General features: G+C 43.1%; 14 protein-coding genes. 7 read left to right on the forward strand and 7 right to left on the reverse strand.

Features of this window, described 5'->3' with window-relative positions:
• Positions 1 to 5: 5 nt before the first annotated feature.
• Both ACXAGR_RS12250 and ACXAGR_RS12255 read right to left on the reverse strand, forming a co-directional pair.
• On the reverse strand, positions 6 to 2450 hold the full coding sequence (locus ACXAGR_RS12250; RefSeq protein ID WP_474850615.1) for a DNA polymerase: 2445 nt from the start codon (positions 2448 to 2450) through the stop codon (positions 6 to 8).
• Positions 2451 to 2551: 101 nt separating this feature from the next.
• Positions 2552 to 3544 carry a DUF2333 family protein gene (locus ACXAGR_RS12255; protein ID WP_474850617.1) on the reverse strand — a complete coding sequence of 331 codons (993 nt, stop codon included), beginning with the start codon at positions 3542 to 3544 and terminating at the stop codon, positions 2552 to 2554.
• Between the two features lie 175 nt (positions 3545 to 3719).
• On the opposite strand from ACXAGR_RS12255, the gene ACXAGR_RS12260 reads away from it, so the two are divergent.
• From ACXAGR_RS12260 to ACXAGR_RS12270, 3 genes are all read left to right on the forward strand, one after another.
• Positions 3720 to 4253: a hypothetical protein gene (locus ACXAGR_RS12260; protein ID WP_474850619.1), complete on the forward strand. Its 534-nt coding sequence runs from the start codon at positions 3720 to 3722 to the stop codon at positions 4251 to 4253.
• Between the two features lie 74 nt (positions 4254 to 4327).
• On the forward strand, positions 4328 to 5356 hold the full coding sequence (locus ACXAGR_RS12265; protein ID WP_474850621.1) for a hypothetical protein: 1029 nt from the start codon (positions 4328 to 4330) through the stop codon (positions 5354 to 5356).
• Positions 5346 to 5642, forward strand: coding sequence for a DUF1653 domain-containing protein (locus ACXAGR_RS12270; protein ID WP_474850623.1), 297 nt, complete (start codon positions 5346 to 5348; stop codon positions 5640 to 5642). Before ACXAGR_RS12265 ends, ACXAGR_RS12270 begins: the two co-directional genes overlap by 11 nt.
• Before the next feature lie 45 nt (positions 5643 to 5687).
• Here the strand turns inward: ACXAGR_RS12270 and ACXAGR_RS12275 are convergent, their stop codons facing one another.
• The 4 genes from ACXAGR_RS12275 to ACXAGR_RS12290 form a co-directional block, all read right to left on the reverse strand.
• The gene (locus ACXAGR_RS12275; RefSeq protein ID WP_474850625.1) at positions 5688 to 6233 is read right to left on the reverse strand and encodes a hypothetical protein; all 546 of its coding nucleotides are present in this window, start codon (positions 6231 to 6233) and stop codon (positions 5688 to 5690) included.
• A gap of 523 nt (positions 6234 to 6756) precedes the next feature.
• On the reverse strand, positions 6757 to 7362 hold the full coding sequence (locus tag ACXAGR_RS12280; protein WP_474850627.1) for a hypothetical protein: 606 nt from the start codon (positions 7360 to 7362) through the stop codon (positions 6757 to 6759).
• Between the two features lie 15 nt (positions 7363 to 7377).
• Positions 7378 to 9969 carry a DNA topoisomerase gene (locus ACXAGR_RS12285; protein ID WP_474850629.1) on the reverse strand — a complete coding sequence of 864 codons (2592 nt, stop codon included), beginning with the start codon at positions 9967 to 9969 and terminating at the stop codon, positions 7378 to 7380.
• Positions 9966 to 10421, reverse strand: coding sequence for a lytic transglycosylase domain-containing protein (locus ACXAGR_RS12290; protein WP_474850631.1), 456 nt, complete (start codon positions 10419 to 10421; stop codon positions 9966 to 9968). The genes ACXAGR_RS12285 and ACXAGR_RS12290 overlap by 4 nt, the downstream gene beginning before the upstream one ends.
• Before the next feature lie 93 nt (positions 10422 to 10514).
• On the opposite strand from ACXAGR_RS12290, the gene ACXAGR_RS12295 reads away from it, so the two are divergent.
• The 4 genes from ACXAGR_RS12295 to ACXAGR_RS12310 are packed head-to-tail and all read left to right on the forward strand — an operon-like array spanning position 10515 to position 15803.
• A complete protein-coding gene (locus ACXAGR_RS12295) occupies positions 10515 to 12632 on the forward strand; it encodes an ATP-dependent helicase (RefSeq protein WP_474850633.1) in 2118 nt (705 codons plus the stop codon).
• On the forward strand, positions 12580 to 13215 hold the full coding sequence (locus tag ACXAGR_RS12300; protein WP_474850634.1) for a hypothetical protein: 636 nt from the start codon (positions 12580 to 12582) through the stop codon (positions 13213 to 13215). Before ACXAGR_RS12295 ends, ACXAGR_RS12300 begins: the two co-directional genes overlap by 53 nt.
• Entirely contained in the window at positions 13184 to 15046 is a 1863-nt protein-coding gene (locus ACXAGR_RS12305; protein ID WP_474850636.1) for an AAA family ATPase, read from the forward strand. The genes ACXAGR_RS12300 and ACXAGR_RS12305 overlap by 32 nt, the downstream gene beginning before the upstream one ends.
• Position 15047: 1 nt before the next feature.
• Complete coding sequence (locus ACXAGR_RS12310) at positions 15048 to 15803, forward strand: hypothetical protein (RefSeq protein ID WP_474850638.1); 756 nt, start codon at positions 15048 to 15050, stop codon at positions 15801 to 15803.
• 57 nt (positions 15804 to 15860) lie between these two features.
• Here ACXAGR_RS12310 and ACXAGR_RS12315 read toward each other — a convergent pair whose 3' ends face one another.
• The gene (locus tag ACXAGR_RS12315) at positions 15861 to 17210 is read right to left on the reverse strand and encodes a hypothetical protein (RefSeq protein ID WP_474850640.1); all 1350 of its coding nucleotides are present in this window, start codon (positions 17208 to 17210) and stop codon (positions 15861 to 15863) included.
• Between the last annotated feature and the right edge of the window lie 64 nt (positions 17211 to 17274).

Consider the following 17274-nt stretch of genomic DNA (forward strand, 5'->3'; position numbering starts at 1 on the left):
AATCATTACGGTTCGAGTGATGTTTCTTCTTTCATTTTAGGTTGCGGCTTTTCGATTGGGTGTGCGTTCTCCCAATTGTCTCCGATTGCAACTTCTGTTTCCAGTGATACTCTGAGTTTTACTGCGTTCTTCATTGTGTCTTCCATTAGTTTGGCCAGCTTGTCAGCACTCTCCGGAGAACACTCCGCAATCAGTTCATCATGTACTTGCATAAAGATAAAGCCGTCAATCTCTTGGGACTGCATTTCATGGAACAGCTTGATTGTCGCTATTTTAATAATATCTGATGCAGAACCTTGCATAGGAGCGTTGGTAGCAGCACGCAGGGCAGCCTCCACCTCGCGAGGGTTGCTGGAGTGAATTTTATCGATATATACTTTGCGTCCAGTTAGTGTTTTCACGTAACCGTATTTAAGGGCAGATTCTTTTAGTCTGTCTGTATATTCGCGAACTTTTGGCAGCTTCTGAAAGTACAAATCTATGAAGCCCTGTGCTTCATTAGGATGTACTTTAAGCTTGCTTGCTAAGCCATATTTCGTCATTCCATAGATAAGGCCGAAATTTATTTGCTTAGCCCACGCCCGCTGCTCTCCAGAGACCTCTTCGTATGGGACGTCAAAAACTTTTGCAGCTGTGTTTTTATGAATGTCCAGTCCGTTTTTAAACGCATCTATAAGTGCTGGCTCCTGTGAAAGATGAGCCAGCACTTTTAATTCGATCTGAGAATAATCGCCCGCCACCAATTTGCGCGAACCTTCGCCTTCAAATGCTTGTTTGACTTTTTTTCCTACTTTCGTTTTAGCGGGAATATTTTGCAGGCCAGGGTTTTGACATGACAACCTGCCTGTTACCACCTTGTTTTGATTATATGTGGCATGAATCCGATTCGTTTTCGGGTTTATTAACTTCGGGAGGCTCGTGATGTAGCTTGAGTTTATCTTTTCAAGCTCTCTGTATTTAAGGATTGCAGGTATAACAGGGTGACCTGTTTTTTCCAATAGAGCTTCAAGTACTTCCTTTGCTGTTGATTTGCCTTTCCCTTCAAGCTTAAGGTGCTGATAAATTAGCTTCGACACTTCCGAGCTAGAATTGATATTAATTGGCGTAGGCGAGTACTGCCTCACGATACTAACCTGCTCGGCAATCTCTGACTTGATTTGGTTTTCAAGAATCTTTAGTTTTCCGCTGTTAACATAGGCACCCTTGTGCTCCATAGATGCCAATATTTTTGTCATAGGCATTTCGACAGATCGGTAAAATTTAATCTCTGTTTCATCCATTTGACTGATCTGTTTTAGGTGTAGTCTTTCCACTGACTCTAGGCTGGCAGCAACTCTGTCTAGGGGTGGCATAGGGTGTGGTGATTCGAAAAAGTACTTTTCTGTTAGTTCCTCAAGCGGCTTTTGACCAGATAAGTTGTTAAGCGTGTACTCCGCCATTTCCACATCATCTTTAAGTGCTACAAGGCTGATGCCGGACTCTAGTGCGGCTCTATGCACGGATTTGGCAGAAAAGGCGCATTTAGAGATTTGGTTATTTTCAAACAAGCTCTTGCATGTATTTAGAATAGTGTCAAATGGCATTCCGTCGTTTTGTGAAATGATGTAGTTTTTTTGGTTGCAGCGCAATGCAACCAATGTTGGCTGGATGTCCAGATAGAGTGTTGCATTTGCTTCTTCAATTTCTTTAATGGCTTCAATGATCGCCAGAGGCGTATGCACAGGGACAAAATTTGCAGGGCGAGAGTCGGCTTCTACCCGTTGACCTTTCGCCTCTTGAAGTATTGCATTGGTCACAGAAAAGGGACGAGCGTAACGTTCCAAAGGTATTTCATCATACTCAAGCCGCATCTGTCCGGCGATGCTTTTCCCAGCTCTTTTGATGCCGTCTACAATCGCTGCAAGATTGCTCGGGATTGACTGACTCTGGATTAGTTCTTTTAATGAAGCATGTCCTTTGATAAGTTTCACGGCCTGACTTGGCCCTACCTCAACACCAGTATGGATGTTGTGGTAGTTGTCCTGCGTAATTAACGCATAAAGTCCTAGCCGATTGTGAGGAAACTCAAGCAATTCTTCTGAAAATTGTTCGGTTGAATACCTTTTGTTAGATGTGATGTCCCATATGCTTGTGCTCTTATTAAGTCTTGATATAGCGATGAGATCTTGAGAAACAAATTCAACAGGCCCGAAGTCGTTATCGGTAGCATCCTTCTGAATAGCATCAATAAAATGGTAAAGCGGCTTATTTGCAACAAATGGTGTAATGCCATTTTCTTCCAGTGTCTTGATAGCGATCTGGAAATCGTGCTCAGACAACTTGGACTGGTCAATGAAAAAGAGGGAGTGATCCAAGCGTCGGGACTCCTGAATGATATAAGCAGATTTTAAAATATCTTCTGCATTTAAGCCTGAGTGCATCAGGCTCGATATATCAACTACTTGCATCATATAATCTCTTAAACCAATTAATACTCTGTCTATTTTACCATACTTATTAGCGCCGGATAACAAAAAAGCGCCATAAAGGCGCTCGCTTGTTCGATTGACTCTTAGCCCTTATCAAGCAACTCCTGTAGATCGAGGATAGCGGCATTCGCTCGACCTATGTATGAAGCCATTGCGAGTGAGTGGTTTGCCATGATTCCAAAACCACCGCCGTTCATCACCATCGGACTCCAGAGAGTTTGTTGTGTGGCTTCCATTTCAACAATGATCTGGTCGATGGAAGCCAGAGCATTTTTGTCACGAAGAACATCTTCAAAGTCAATTCGAATTGCCTTAAACATTGCGGTCAGAGCAAACAAGCTTCCGCGAGCTTCCCAGAATCGATCATCAATTTCAAGCCATGGTGTTTTGGCATGGAACTGTGATGGTGTGTATGTTGACTCTCTGGCGGAAGCGTCGCCTGCCAAGTCAGTATTTACACGCTTCTGTCCAACACTTGCGACAAGATTCTGTGACAAGCTACCCATTCTGTTACTTACTTTTTTCAAATACTCTCTCAGGTTGTCGGCGCGTGCGTAAAATTGGGCGCTGGGACGTGCTGGATCGGTCATTCGCTTCAAATAATCATCAATTCCTTCAAGTCCTTCTTTATAGCGTGATTCTGTTGATGGCATGATAAAGGAATTGTGCTCGAAACTTAGCATCGGTACGTGTTCTTTTAATGCAGGATCTTCAAGTGACTGTGATTGCGAGCGGGAGAAGTTGGTTCGGAGCAATTCGGCAGCATCCCGAAGCATATATACAACACCAAGTTCCCAGTTCGGCATGTTGTCATAGATGCCTAACTTTACAGAGATGTCATTAGACATATACCCGCCCTTTTTGGTCAGCAGTGTTTCGCCTAATTCCAAAACGGTAGAGGTGTAAACTGAGCCAACAAGCATTTTCTGATCATCGCCTATCCGCTCTTTGGTTACTGCGATAGGATCGATGGCTTCTGGTTCAATGTTTGAGTACACGCCCCACCCCAGTGTTGCAGCACAAAGAATGCTGATTGACGCGACGATAAGACGTGGCTTGTTCATGGAAAAATTCATATAAATACTCCGTAAGAGGGTATGATGTTGTTGAAATGTCGGCTGCAATTATATATATCAACTATAAAAAATCAAGGTTATTGACATTTTTATCTATTAAGTCTTTGTATAAGCTATTCTGGTGCAGGCAAACCGTGGTATAATGTTTTTCCAATGGTATTTATTAGGTGGTGGTATGAGATTAGTTTCTATAAGTCTTGATTCGGTAGATTTTGACAATCTTGAGGGTGTCAAAACCGCGTTCCCACTGCCAATGCCTGTCTATGTTAAACGAAGAGATGAGCAGTGTTTATTATATCCGGTTGTGAATAAGCTACAGTGGGCTAATACGGCATCTTTAAATCAGGAGGTTAGTGTTGATTTAAAGGCGATAGTCCCAATTCCTCTTGCTGGGGATGACTTTCAGAAGCACTTCATGCCGCTGGGTGGGCAATTTGATGGAAGCGGAGTTTACGGTAAGATCCCAAAGCCAGTCCGTACATTGCGCGTCGATATTCCCTGTTCTTACAGTAATTCTGGTCAAAAAAAGACAGTTCCAGCTGGTTCCGTTGTTGTGAGGACTGATACTGGGTTATTTCGTCATTTCGATCAAGCCGCCTTTGAGAGAATGTTTGTTTCAGACGTATCGAAGCTGATGGACATGCAGATCAGAGTTAAGCTCCCGAAACCGGCGCGAGAGATAGATCTCTCCAGCGATTACAATTTATAATTTTTGCTTTAAACTTTGTAGAACAAGCTTTCAGTGTTAAAATAGACAACGTATTTAATAAGTGGACTTTTATTGTGACTGAGAACAACACTTCTGAAGCGCCTAAAAAGCGTTCTAAGGCATCTATTACCTCTTACAATTATGGGATAGGTTCCAAACCTATTATGAGCTATGAGGCAACCCCATTGCCAGACGGTAGTTACGTTATCAGAAAACCGGATAACAGTTTTCTGAATCTCAGTATTGGTGATACGATGCCTTCAGTTGGGAAGGTGGCGGTAGACTCCAATGGAAACCTGTCTGTCGGAGAATATACTGTGCCTGTGGGATTGGGTTTGGATAGTCGTTTTACTGCCAAGCCTAACAACAAAGAGAAAACAGAATTCAGTATTTTTGATGCTAACAACAAATTTCAGACAAAGCTCAAATTAGGTGATGTAAGCAAGGGAAATCTTGTGGAACTTGATGAATTCGGGAACCTGAAACTTGGTGATTCGTCTATAAAAGTCTTGCCTGTAATGATGAAAATCAATTTCAAAGTACTGGACAGAATTCCTGAGGAGGAAGCCAAAAAGGTAGGCCTTAAATACGCTTTAAGAGGGGTTTTTAACACGTTTGAAGGCAAGGATCTTTCTTCAGGCACTCCTACCTTTGGCTACTTCATTCCTGCAAAGTCTGGTGCTCGCAGTGCAAGGCTAGGTGAGTTTAAGGAATTTGTTAATGGTGAGTTGGTGACAACTGCTGAAATGTACCCTGTTAATAACAATGCTAATGTAGTCACTATGCGAGTAAGATCGCCAAAATTAGCTTATCAGGCTTACACGCTGTATCAGGAAAGCAGGGAGACAAAAGATCTTCTTGATGCGTTAAATAATCGCTCCATGGTTGATCGTGTTCAAAGTCAATCGGCTTCAACACTTTCTCATGGCCTCGCAGGACGGCTACAAGCTAAGCTTGATTCTATTCAAAAATCACTGGGTGAGGTCGATAACCAGTGGAGCCACTCAGAGATGTACAGCGTCAATGACGGAAAAACTTATATCCAGTCTCTAGGTAAAAAAAGGGAACCTGCGCGGGAGAGGGGCTTCGACAATGGCAGGTAACGGCCTTTACAAGCATCATAGTGGAAATTGTTATATTGTTGTGGGCGTGGCGATAGATGCACGGGGCAGCGCCCCGCCGCTGATAGTTTACCGAGAAGAAAGCAGTAAGATATTTTGGGCTAGGCCGAAAAGTGATTTTGTCATGGAGTTTCTTCATGAGACTGGCGAACTTAACTTGCCTTCAGAATTCATTGTAAATGAAAAATCTACAAGGTCAGACTTTCCGCTGATTAGTGTGAAGGTTGTTGACGATTATCTTGTATATAGAAGAGTCAATCAGAGCTAGGAACTAAAAAGGCCTCACATATCGAGGCCTTTTTGATACGCCTAGTTAAGCCGCAGTACCATCGTAGCAGCATGGAACACGATCACTCAGACCGTCATCACATACCGGAATATAGCCATCTTCCTCTACCTCAGGGACAGCTTGCCAACCTGCTGGCGACTGCTCGCCGTTAGGGCCAAAGACTGTGGTCGTAGTGGGCGCAGAAGAGAAATTAACCTGAAAACCGTCCATACGGTTTGCTTCCAAACATTCGTTGTCGCTCACGTTGGGAAGATAAATCAGATTGTCGCGAATTCCCCAAGAAAATAACATTGTACCTTCAGATTCAACTGACTGCGGCAGCTTCTTGAGATACTTTTTGTCAACCAAATCATCCCAGCTAAACTCTGAGCCATCATCAGTAACAAAACCACCTTGCTCCACCTTATACAAAGCTAGGGCGCTTGAAATTTGATGAGCTTCATTCTTGTACTGAGCTACTTTAGCCTTAACAGTACCCTCACTCATTGCATCACCGCCGTAGAAAGCACTGGTCAAAAGTAGTACCGCCCCAAGCGCCACAGCAATAATGCTAATAATTAAACTAAACACAGGAACCTCCAAATAAATACCGAATAAATACCAAATAAAGTGTGAAATACTTCATGGTTTCAGTTTATACCACCTATTAATCAAATGAAACCCTTTTCACTCTTTTTAATAGCATGTATATATAACTTGCTGCTTGAGGAGGTAAAAAGAGCACCTTTCGGTGCCCTCTTATGCTTTATGCGGTGATGGCTTAAGCTTGAATGTTGTCCAGTATTTCTTTGTAAATAGTGCCTTCCCGTAAATTAGCACACTTACGGAGAGATAAATGGACACTATGCCTGCAACCCCGAGTCCTATTCTTGTTGGCAAGCTGACAAAATCTATCGATGCCCCTTGGTAGATTTGTATAGACGCCCGCTGTATTTCAAGCATATCTCTGCCTGTATTGAGAGATATGATCGAGTTTTCAATCAGGTAGTTTAAAAACCCACCGTAAGTGGCAGGTATAAATAAAAGTAACAGGCCTCCAATAAACAGTGCCGTGGAAACTATAATTCGCTTAGTGCTTGTGCCAGATAACATCTTATAACTCCCAGTAGCTAACTTCTTGCATCATCTCTTTCTCCAATTCAGGTGTAACTTCAAACACATTTTCAAGTCGAGATTCAGGGGCGAAAGTTTCCATTGCAGAGTGTTGCGGCTCGCTTAGTTTTTCTGATGCAACTTTGTTAATCCCTCCTTTGAGGATGTTTGCGCTGGGGGATGCCTCTGTAAGCTCTCCTGAAACATCATCAAACACACTCTGCTGAAATCCTTTTACTCTTCTGTTCGGGTTTGTAAATAGTTCGGTAGGCATGCTATAGGTGCTTGACTCCAAAAACCCAGAGATATTGGGAAGTAAGTCGCTTTTGGCCATGCGCAAAATTTCACCAACTTTATTTTGGCTGACAAGTAACTCTAGTGTGTCTGCATTTTCGTTTGCGAAATTTGATATTAGTTCAGCGACTCCGAGGTGCATATCGGCAACGAATTTTTCCGCAGGCTTGTCGGCATATTTGATTTGAATCTCAGACTTGCTATCTGGGGAAAAAACGCTGTACTCCGAACCCGAAGGTTTTTCTCCTTTAAGGGTATTTAGGAGCACCTGAACGGCCTTTTTCCCAAATTCTTGTGCTTCTATATTGTTCATCTTTACTTTAACCTCTTAGTTTGCCTGTTGTGCTGGCTTGCGAGTTCCTGAGCGCCTACGTGTTGAAGACCCCTTGGACTTACCGCCATTAGCATTGCCTCTGCCGCCTTTACTGAATTGTGCTTCGATGAAGTTACTGGCTGCTTCGCGGTACAATTCAACATCTGCCGGTGGGCTTTCTCCTGCGGGAAGTTTAGCCAACAGGCTTCGTACCAAACTCAATTGCTTAGGTGATGGTGGTGCATACTTAATGTGTTTATCAATAAACACTTTGGCTTTTTGTCCGTCTTTAAATATCTCATCACTATACGTGATGTCACTTGGCATGTTCCCTACAATGCCCTTCATTAGCGCTACCTGTGCGTCTGATGGCGGGTATGTCTCGCCCTCTTTGCGTTTCTCAAAGTTGTCAGAGATAAATGCACTCGCTTTTAATGGATCACTAAGCGTGCCTCTTGGAATCTCTATGCCTTTCTTTGCGGCAATTGACTTAATGAGCTTTTTCATCTTAATGGATACTTCTTTAGGAGCTTGCTTAACTCTTTCTCCAAGATCTTGCTGAAATCTGTCAATCATATGCTGAATCAGCTTTTCAATTTTTTCGGTCTGAAGTTCGATAAAGTAATCGCGCATTTCGCAAGATTTGGCGTCATCCTTTGAGGCTGCAATTTTGGTCAGGTAATCTTCCAACTGTGCGCTGGTAACCGGTGACTTCAGCCACTTTGGAACATATTTTACAAGTTCAATGCCTTTGGCCATTGGGTAAAGCACATCACCCTTTTTCTCAATATAGTTCCTTGCCAGAATGGTTTGCAGGGCCGATTTGCGGGTTGCCGGACGACCGATGCCTTCAGACTGTGCCATGCGTTTTCTTAGAGCTGGATCTCGAATTTCCTTAGCAATATTTGCAAGATCTTTCGGCATTTTTGTGTAAGTGTATCTTACCGGTGGTTTAGTGCGCTGCTGCTTCGTCTTTCCGTCAATAAACTTACCTTTATCACTAACAGCAAGCTCGGGAAACTCCTTTTCTCCAGTAGATTTATTGTTGTTGAATATGGCTTTCCAACCTTCGTCTGTGATTTGCTTAGCAGTTGCATTAAACACAGCCTCAGAATGACCTAATAAGTCTGTAGCAGGAACAGCCATGCTCAATCGCTGAACGTTGTAAGTCGCAGGAGGCATCATAGTAGTGATGAACTGCTTGCATACAATTAGGTAGGCTTCACGCATCTGGTCGGCAGTATGAAGAATTTTACCATTCTCTCTCTTTTTAGGCTGGATGCCTGCAAATGCAGAAGGAGTCATCACCTGATGGGTGGGTACGATGCCATAGTGTTCCATATCCTTATCAGAGAATACTGATGGCATAAATTGTGAGTACTTACTATCTTTTCCGTTATGTATGTTTTGCGCCCACAATGCTTCGCTTTGCAGCTGGTGTAGTTGCGAAATTGAGTTGAACATGGCATTTCTTTCGCTATCAGCATACAGATTTCGGGGTAACTCCGCCTTGCTTGTACGTGCATAACTCAGATAACCCTGTTCATACAGATCTTCAAGTATTGTTTGTACCAAATCACTTCCGATACCTATTTGTTTACCAATGACAACCTGTGCCTCGGTAAGCTCGAAGGTTTTTGGCGGCGATTGCTTTTCAGTGGTTGTAGCAGCGTTTTTAATAAATGCACTGTCAGCATTATCACGCAAAAGTTGTATGAATTGATTGACATTCTTTTTATCAACGAAAAGTGGTTTGTCTAAAGGAATATTGTCGCCCTTAGGTTTTTGAGGCTCCCATTCCACACCGTCTGGTCTGCTGGCAATAATGTCCTCTGTGACCACAGGCGAGTACTCACCTTCGATTGTCACACCTTTAAACTCGAAGTCAGCTCGTATTGTAAAATAGTCCTTGGCAACGAAGTTTTTTATTTCTTCTTCTCTGTCCACAATCATCGCCACAATCACTGTTTGCAGACGACCTACCGACATGGTTCCGGCCTTACCCTTTCCTTGGCCTAGCGTATTGCCGAACTTTCCGTATTTTGCATAAAATGTGTATGATCGCGTTAAGAATGTATACAGTCTGTCAGTAACAGATCTGGCCTCAGAGGAGCGCCAGTATGCTTTCGTTTCGTTGGCATCACGGAGGTTGTTGAATGCATCGGTGAGACTTTTTCTATCCAGCCCAGCTGCAAGCCAAGCTCGTTTTACCTCACCACGGTAATTGAAGTGCTGAATTATGTTGTGGCCAATTGCCTCCCCTTCCCTGTCTGAGTCAGTTGCGATGATAAAGCAATCAGCCTTATGGATATACCGCTGGATAGTTCCCAGCATGCCGTTGACTCGCCCGTCGCCTTCATCTCCGGTGATAAGTTCATAATCTCGCGGAATTGGCATGTAGGAGGTTGGAGGATCGCTCCAAGCAAGGTCAGTATTAATTTGATCAGGTGTTTTAAGCTTAAGCAGGTGACCGGAAGCACAATCTATTCTTATTCTTCCATCCTTATAACTACCCTCGAAGCCAGCACCAACCTTTTTCAGGCTGTAATACTCAGCGGCTTTACGCATTTGGTCGCCTTTTTCGGTGACAGCATAATAAAACTTCATTTAGAGGCACCTTTTCTTTTCTCGTTATTAATATTGGACAGCGCGTTTTCTATCTTTTCGAGATAAACCTGTCTAACTTCGGGTGTTTTGGAGTGGTAGTTTCCGACTCCCAACCAAACATTTCCATCCACCTCGTTGATACGCTTGCTAAGAATCCATGCAGAGATTGTGATGTTCAGGCACGGCTTGCATGCCACATCTTCAAAAGTAATGTCAGGATATTCTCTTTGGATATCTTCCAAGTGAATTGTGTTTATCTGCATTGGCCCCAAGTCAGCTGTGTCATTGGTGTTAAGAGAAACTGTACAAGCATTACCGTCTTCAACCCTTCGAATAGCCTGAAGGGCTATCTTGGGTAGGCCAAAATGCGCAGCATTAAAGGCAATGCAACGCTCTTCAACAATGGTATCCACTGGATAGCTGTCGGGAAAGTCTGGGGGTAAATCAATCACGCTTTTTATATACTCCGTAAATTACCATGATATAATAAACTTAAAGTATTAATTAGCCAAGCGCTGATGCGGTTTTTTAAATAAGGTGTATTAATGGAATCGTCTAAGAAAGAGTTGCCAGAAGGTTATGAGCAGAAGCTTGCAGAGCTTCTTGAGGGTAAAAACCCCGCCCAACAGCAAGGTATATCTACCGTAGAAGGCCCAGTTATGATTATTGCTGGCGCTGGTTCGGGGAAGACGACGGTTCTTATTAACAGAACAGCCAATATGCTTGAGATGGGGATTTCCCCATCTTCTATTATGTTGATTACCTTCACCAATAAGAGTGCGACTGAGATTAAAGATCGTCTTCGCGTGAGTGTTGGTGAGAGAGCGGACTACATCACGGTAGGGACATTTCACAGTGTGTTTAAAGAACATATTTTGCTGAAATACAAGGATCATTCGTATTTTGCCGAACAAGGTCTCGATATGGATAGCTTTGTTATCTTCGATGACAAAGATAGTGAAAGGATTTATAAAGACGCCTATGAAACTCTACCTCTTAGTATCCGAGACCTCGTTGATGGGGGTACTTTTAATGTTGCCTCAATGACGTCTGAGATTTCGGCAGCTAAGGCTAAAGGCCTTGATCTTAATGACTACATGAGAACTATAGCGCCAAAGGATAAAGGCTTTCAGATGAAGCAGGGCGCGACACTTCTCTGGAAAAGCTATCAGGAAATGAGTGCAGATCTGAATGGCATGGATTTCGATGACATGTTGCTGCATACTAAAAAATTGCTTCAATCTGATAAAAAAATAGCCATTGAGTTGGCTTCAAAGTTTAAATACCTGATGATTGACGAATATCAGGATACTAACCCTGTTCAAATGTCTGCGACGGATGCCTTGGCAATGATTCACAAAAACATCTGTACCGTAGGAGATGAAAAGCAGTCAATCTATGGCTTCAGGGGGTCAGATATCAATGTAATACTCGGCATGGAGCGCCGGTATCCGAACGTCAAAAAAATCAATATGGCGCAGAATTATCGCTCCTGTGAGAATGTCATCACAGTGGGTAATGCTGTTGCTGATGCAATGGGTCAAAGGCTTACAGATGGTCAGCTGGTGGCGTCAGCAAAGCTGGAGAACTCGCCGGTAAAAATGATTACTTTTGAGGATGATAAGACTGAAGCATATAATATTGTGAAGTCTATCATGCGCGACCTGCGTAACGGCGTTCCGGGCAAGGAGATTGCCGTAATTTATCGAAACCGCGCACTTAATGCGGAGATTGAAAAGAATCTTGTTAAAGCTCAGGTTCCGTATACCCTTGTCGGTGATACCTCGTTTTACCAGAGGGCGGAGATTCGTGATGCAGTGGCGATGCTTCGCTTTATATTTCGTCCTTGGGATTCAATGGCAGGATTGCGTGTTTTGAATAGTACGAATTTTGGCGTATCTTCCAAGGCGGCTCGCGATGCTATGAAGTCTGATAAAATGCCCGTATATCGCTTTCTCTGTAAAAAAGCAGAGTCCAAGCTGTCCTCGGGAGCGCCAAATGCAGTGGCGAAGAAATGCACGGCATTTTTACGGGTTATTGATAGTGTCAAGAGGGCGCAGGAGATTGGAGCCAACCCTTCTTCTATAAAAGAGCTGCTGGGAATGACGTGGGACACGTTTTTGAAGCCTAAAATGCAGGGTGTTGCGAAAAAAAGTGCCAAAAAAGATGCAGCGGCTAATCTCGATGGTAAGATAGAGAATGTTAGCCAGATTTTTGAGCAGTTCGCAGAAAGCTATCAAGAAAGTGGTGATATAGATAAGGTATTAGATGACATCATACTGCGTGTCGAAGCAAATCCGGAGATGGACAAAGAACGTTCTGCAAAAGTTCAGCTGCTTACCATTCACGCCAGTAAAGGTCTTGAGTTCGAAAATGTCTATCTGGTAGGTATGGATAAACAAACCCTGCCGGGAAAAGACTTTTCTGAACTTGACCGTGATGAAATTGAAGAGTCTCGCCGACTTGTATATACAGGTATCACCCGTTGTAAGAAGAACTTGGTAATGTCTTACGCAGAGCAGAGACTGCAATTTGGCCAGCCTATAGTCACCGAGGTATCTCCGTTTATTCAGGAGATTCGAGACAGAACTTCGATAATGCAGGAAATACATGTCAAATCAAACTTCAAACGAGACTATCAGTCACCAGCATACTCAAGATAAGGCAGCTTTGAAGCGTCGTTACGCTGAATTGCAGCGTGACGCTAAGGCGAAGCGGGTTGAGGCTGAAAATGCCAAGATTCGGTTAACGGCTTTAAAAGAGCAAAAGCAAGAGCTGGTGAATACCCTTCAAAGCTGGGGGATTAGCAATGCATCAGAGCTTTCTCAAAGAGTTAATCAAGAGCGCGTAAATTTAATAGGGCATATAAATAAATGTCGTGAGCAGATTTATCCTGTTCTCGATGCACTATCTCAGTCCACGGTTTTTCGTGATCTCCCTCGTAGAGATTTCTTTTACTGCAATATAGAGGGTTTTGACAACAACTCTCTTGTCGCATATGGAAGAGATCTCGATCAGTTTGTCGGCAACCTGAAGCAGTATCTTTCTCACTTACAGGGTACGTACTCCGCCTTGCAAGAGCAAAAGCGAAGTATTCAAGAAGGTATTTCATCCCGTCTAGGCGTTGCTAATATCGAAGAGGCGAGAGATGCCTACGCTGACATGATAAAGAAGATGAATATGGACATTGGTTATGCAGAGAGAAAACTGAACTATGTTAAAAGAAACACTGCCATCACTGAGTAACGACTTTCATTCTGCCCTTAGAAAAGTTGAGCGGCTGGTAGCAGAGTCTACTGGCGCATATGAAGCTTTAATTTCTCAGAAAATCAATTTTGTTTCCGAGATCGCAGAGGCAAATGCTTATCTGGAATCCAAAGATATTATTCTTGAGACAATCCACTTAGCTCAGGCGCGGGTTCAGAAAAGTGATATCGAAGCCATAGAGCTGGTGCTAACATCCCTTGTTAATGATGTAATACCGAACAACAAAGACAAAGTTAAGGTAAAAACAAAGGCAGAGAACAACAGATTATCGCTGGATATTTTTCTCATCTCGGAAGACGGCAAAGACAGAAATGTCTTCCTTGATAAGGGTGGCAGTATTCAGAATATCATTTCCGCTGGTCTCAGATTGATTACACTGTCGCGTTCAAAAAATCGCCGATTCGTGGTGTTTGATGAATCTGATCATGCTGTAAAGACAGAATATGTCTCGAAATTTGTTCGGCTTTTGAATGAGCTGGCGCAAGCCCTCTCTATTCAAGTTCTGTATATCAGTCATCACTCCGCCTCTTGCTTTGAGGGGGCTTCTCGTGTCTTTGAATTGAAGATGGGTGATGGGAATGTTGCTTCTCCTAATCTGAAAAGTGATTTTGCTTATTCATCTACGCCTAAAGAATTTTTTACTTCTTTGAGGATTAGGAATTTCAGGACGCATAAAGACAGTATTATGCATCTTTGTCCCTATATGAATGTTGTTACCGGAGAGCACGATATCGGCAAAAGTACGATTGTAGAGGCTGTCATGGCTTTGATGGAAGGTAAAACAATCGCTTCCACTCTACGTGATGATATGAGAATGCAGTCTGTTGAGGTCAAGGATAGCAGTGGCTTTTCCTTTGAGTGGGTTAATGATAAGGATGTTAAAGGTGGCTACCAGTATGTTGTTGCGGACAGTGCTGGAGACGTCATTAGTGAGCATCAAGGGAGAGGGATGCCAGACTGGTGGCATGACTTTTTGTTTATGAAGCCTGTGGCTGGTGTGAATATTCATGTTTCGCAGCAGTTTAAATCTCACTTTCTAATTGGTGACGATGTTTCTGGTCAGAAGAGAGCGGAGGTAATGGCCTTCAGTAAGGATTTACGTGTACTTGCAATGATGGTGGCAAATCACACGAAGCAGGTTAAGCACTATCAGGGCGTAATCAGATCAAGAAAGGCAGACGTTGAAGAAATCAGTGAAAAGGTTAAGTCATTATTACCATATATCAATCTGGCTGATGATGTTTCTTCTTTGACAGCATTAACTTCAAAGGTGATTGCTAATGAGCAAATCGCTGCTGATATTATGCAGCAATTTCGTCAGTCAGAACGTCTGGAGGGTAAGATTGCAGATGTCATGTCTCTGGTCGATAGTCATGAGAAAATTACTTTTCCTTCTCGATTATTGAAGTCTTTTGGTGCCTTACTGTCAAAATCCCAGTCGCTGGAAGGTATTGATCGCGAAATTAATGCCCTACAGATGGTAGAGGTATTGCCGGATGAATACGGGAGTGTAGATCTCGCTACGCTTGAAACATTAAGTTCATTTATCAATACGTCCTTAAAGCTAGATAGAGTAAAGGAGCAGCTTAATGCCATTCACGGAGCATTATCGGAAGGAATTAATACATTTGATTTAGCACAGTTATGTCATTTATCAACTTCCCTCCAGCAATCTTCTGAGAAAGAAATTCAGCTACAAACTGAAGCTGAAAGCCTAGAGGCGCAGGCAAACTCAGTTGTGGCGGATATGTCTAATTTTTTAAAAAACGAGATCGGCAGCTGTCCGACGTGTAAAAGAGGATTTCTATAGCATGTACGCGATAATTGGCTCTATAGGGTTCAGTCAGAAGTCAAATAATGCTCGTATGGATGATGCCTTCAAGGTCATTGCCAGAAAGGTAAATTTTTTCTTTGATTACTGCGCTAAAAATCATCTTGTACCGGTATTCTTGGATGGTGTTTTTACAAATGCTTCTAATATGTCCATGCTTAACGCAGTGTACGATGAGGTATTCAGTCATCATATTGCCTCTAAATCGCTGTTTGTTGGGGACGACTTTAGGGTACGCCTTCTGTCTAAACTTTGTTCCGCAAGAACGCTTTCCGCTGATGAGTTTAATCAGACTCAAAAGCTGATACACATTAGAGCAGACCAATCAGTCGCTTCAGATAGTGATTATTCATGCAGCGTACTGTGTAACAGGAAGCAAGCAGGTGTATATGCATCAGCGTCAGCAAGGGGTGTTATTGAATTTAAACTTGGCAGGATTTACAGGGAAAATAAGTCTGAGGATGCTTGCCCTGTGGGTTTTGTATCAGTTTCTAACAGTGATATTAATGAGGTAAGATTCGTACTGGAAGATGAAGGTGTCTTCGTAGCGGATGCTTATGTTGCTGATTTTGAATCAAGTGAGTTTGTGGAAAGAATGGTGGAATTTTCATCTAAAGACAATGAGGAAAGTGGTCTTGAGGGAGTTCTGTCGGAAGCCTGTCGGGAAAAAAACCTTGATGACAGGGTGTCAGGATTTGTGCATGAACTTTATTTAAAATCAGACTTGAGTATTTAAATAAGGGGGGCTTAGCCCCCCTTATTTATGCGCCTGTAAATCCATTTTTTTTCATGGTTACATCCCCAATGTTGGTTCGTCTTGTGGCTCTGGCTTTTTCGGGCCTTCCTTTTCTTTTTTCTTCCCGAACAAATTTTTAAGCATTGTCAGGATTCGCTTGATACTGTTCACAAGTGCATCAGCCATCTCTTTCGCTCTCTTTTCATGCTCAGAGCCTTCAGCATCCAAGCTGTCTGAGACCCTCCCAGCTACCGCTTTTGTCCTCTCAAGGGACTCTATAGCTTTAAACTTAGCCTTTTCCTGTACGCCCTCTCGACGTGAATCATTTTTCACGGTATTGGCCAACTCTTGGACACTCTTTGTCCGCTTAGCTATACCCTCAAGGCTCGCCTTCTCCATAGCCTCCATTGAATCGTAGCCCGCATGAGAATTGGTCTCGCGCTTATAGTTGAAAGTCTTAATATCTTTGGCAAGCTGAGCTGTTTCTGCGTCGAGTCGAGCAGCGCTACTATTTAAAATCTTTGTCTGATAATTCGACTCTGTTGCAGATTTTGCAGCATTTTTAAGATTCTTGCCTGCCAGCCCTATTGTTTTGCTTGCTTTGCCGAGGCCTTTCGCAGCCATGCCAAGTCCGGTAACCGCTGAGCCTCCGGCTAATTTAGCGCCTCCCAGAGAATCGGAAGTAACCTTAGCTACCTGCCTGCCAATTCCGCCCATCACGTCAGACGCGCCTTTTGCGAGAGTTTCAAAAGCGCCTCGGCGAACCGTGCCGCCCTTCTGGTTGAGATTTTCAGCAGCCTTTTCAACCTGCTTCTGCTTGGCAATCTGCATAGACATTAGGGCTGCCTTGGTTGCAAGCACCTCGCGTTGATTGGGGTCAATATTTTTGAGTTCTTTTTGGTTCTGCGTAGAAAACTGCTTTTTCAGGTCGTTAAGCATTCTGACTTCATCGTCGCTTAAGGATGCCAGAACAGCCTTTTCCTCTGGGCTTAATTCGACTGAGCCACCTCCTTCTTTAGCGGGTGTGTCCATATTTTGCTCTGTGGATTTTGTTCCTTCCGCAGGTTTACTGACAGTCTCCGTTGCCGTAACTTCTGGTTTTGCACTCTTTTCTTGATCTGCCTCATTTTTGACCTCTTTGAAAGCTTCTAACTCTTGAACACCATGGTTAGCCGCTATCTTTTTCATGTCATTGGCATCAAAAGACTTTTCTTGGTTAGCAGCAAGGTATAATAAGACAGGATTTTCGTCTGCATGCTTATCCAGCTCATTTACCATGTAGGTCATGATTTCAGTAGCAGACATTTTGGTTTCTTGCGGAACAAAACGCTCAATTGTGCTTACAACGATTCCTTGCGCTTCAATTGACATTGCATCAACAGCTTGAGTTTCATTTTTAGCAGACATAATACACCCCAAATAAATACAACATATAATTAATAATTAATTATACCACATATTATTTGAGGTG

Source organism: Alteromonas sp. ABH4_457, from assembly GCF_056160625.1.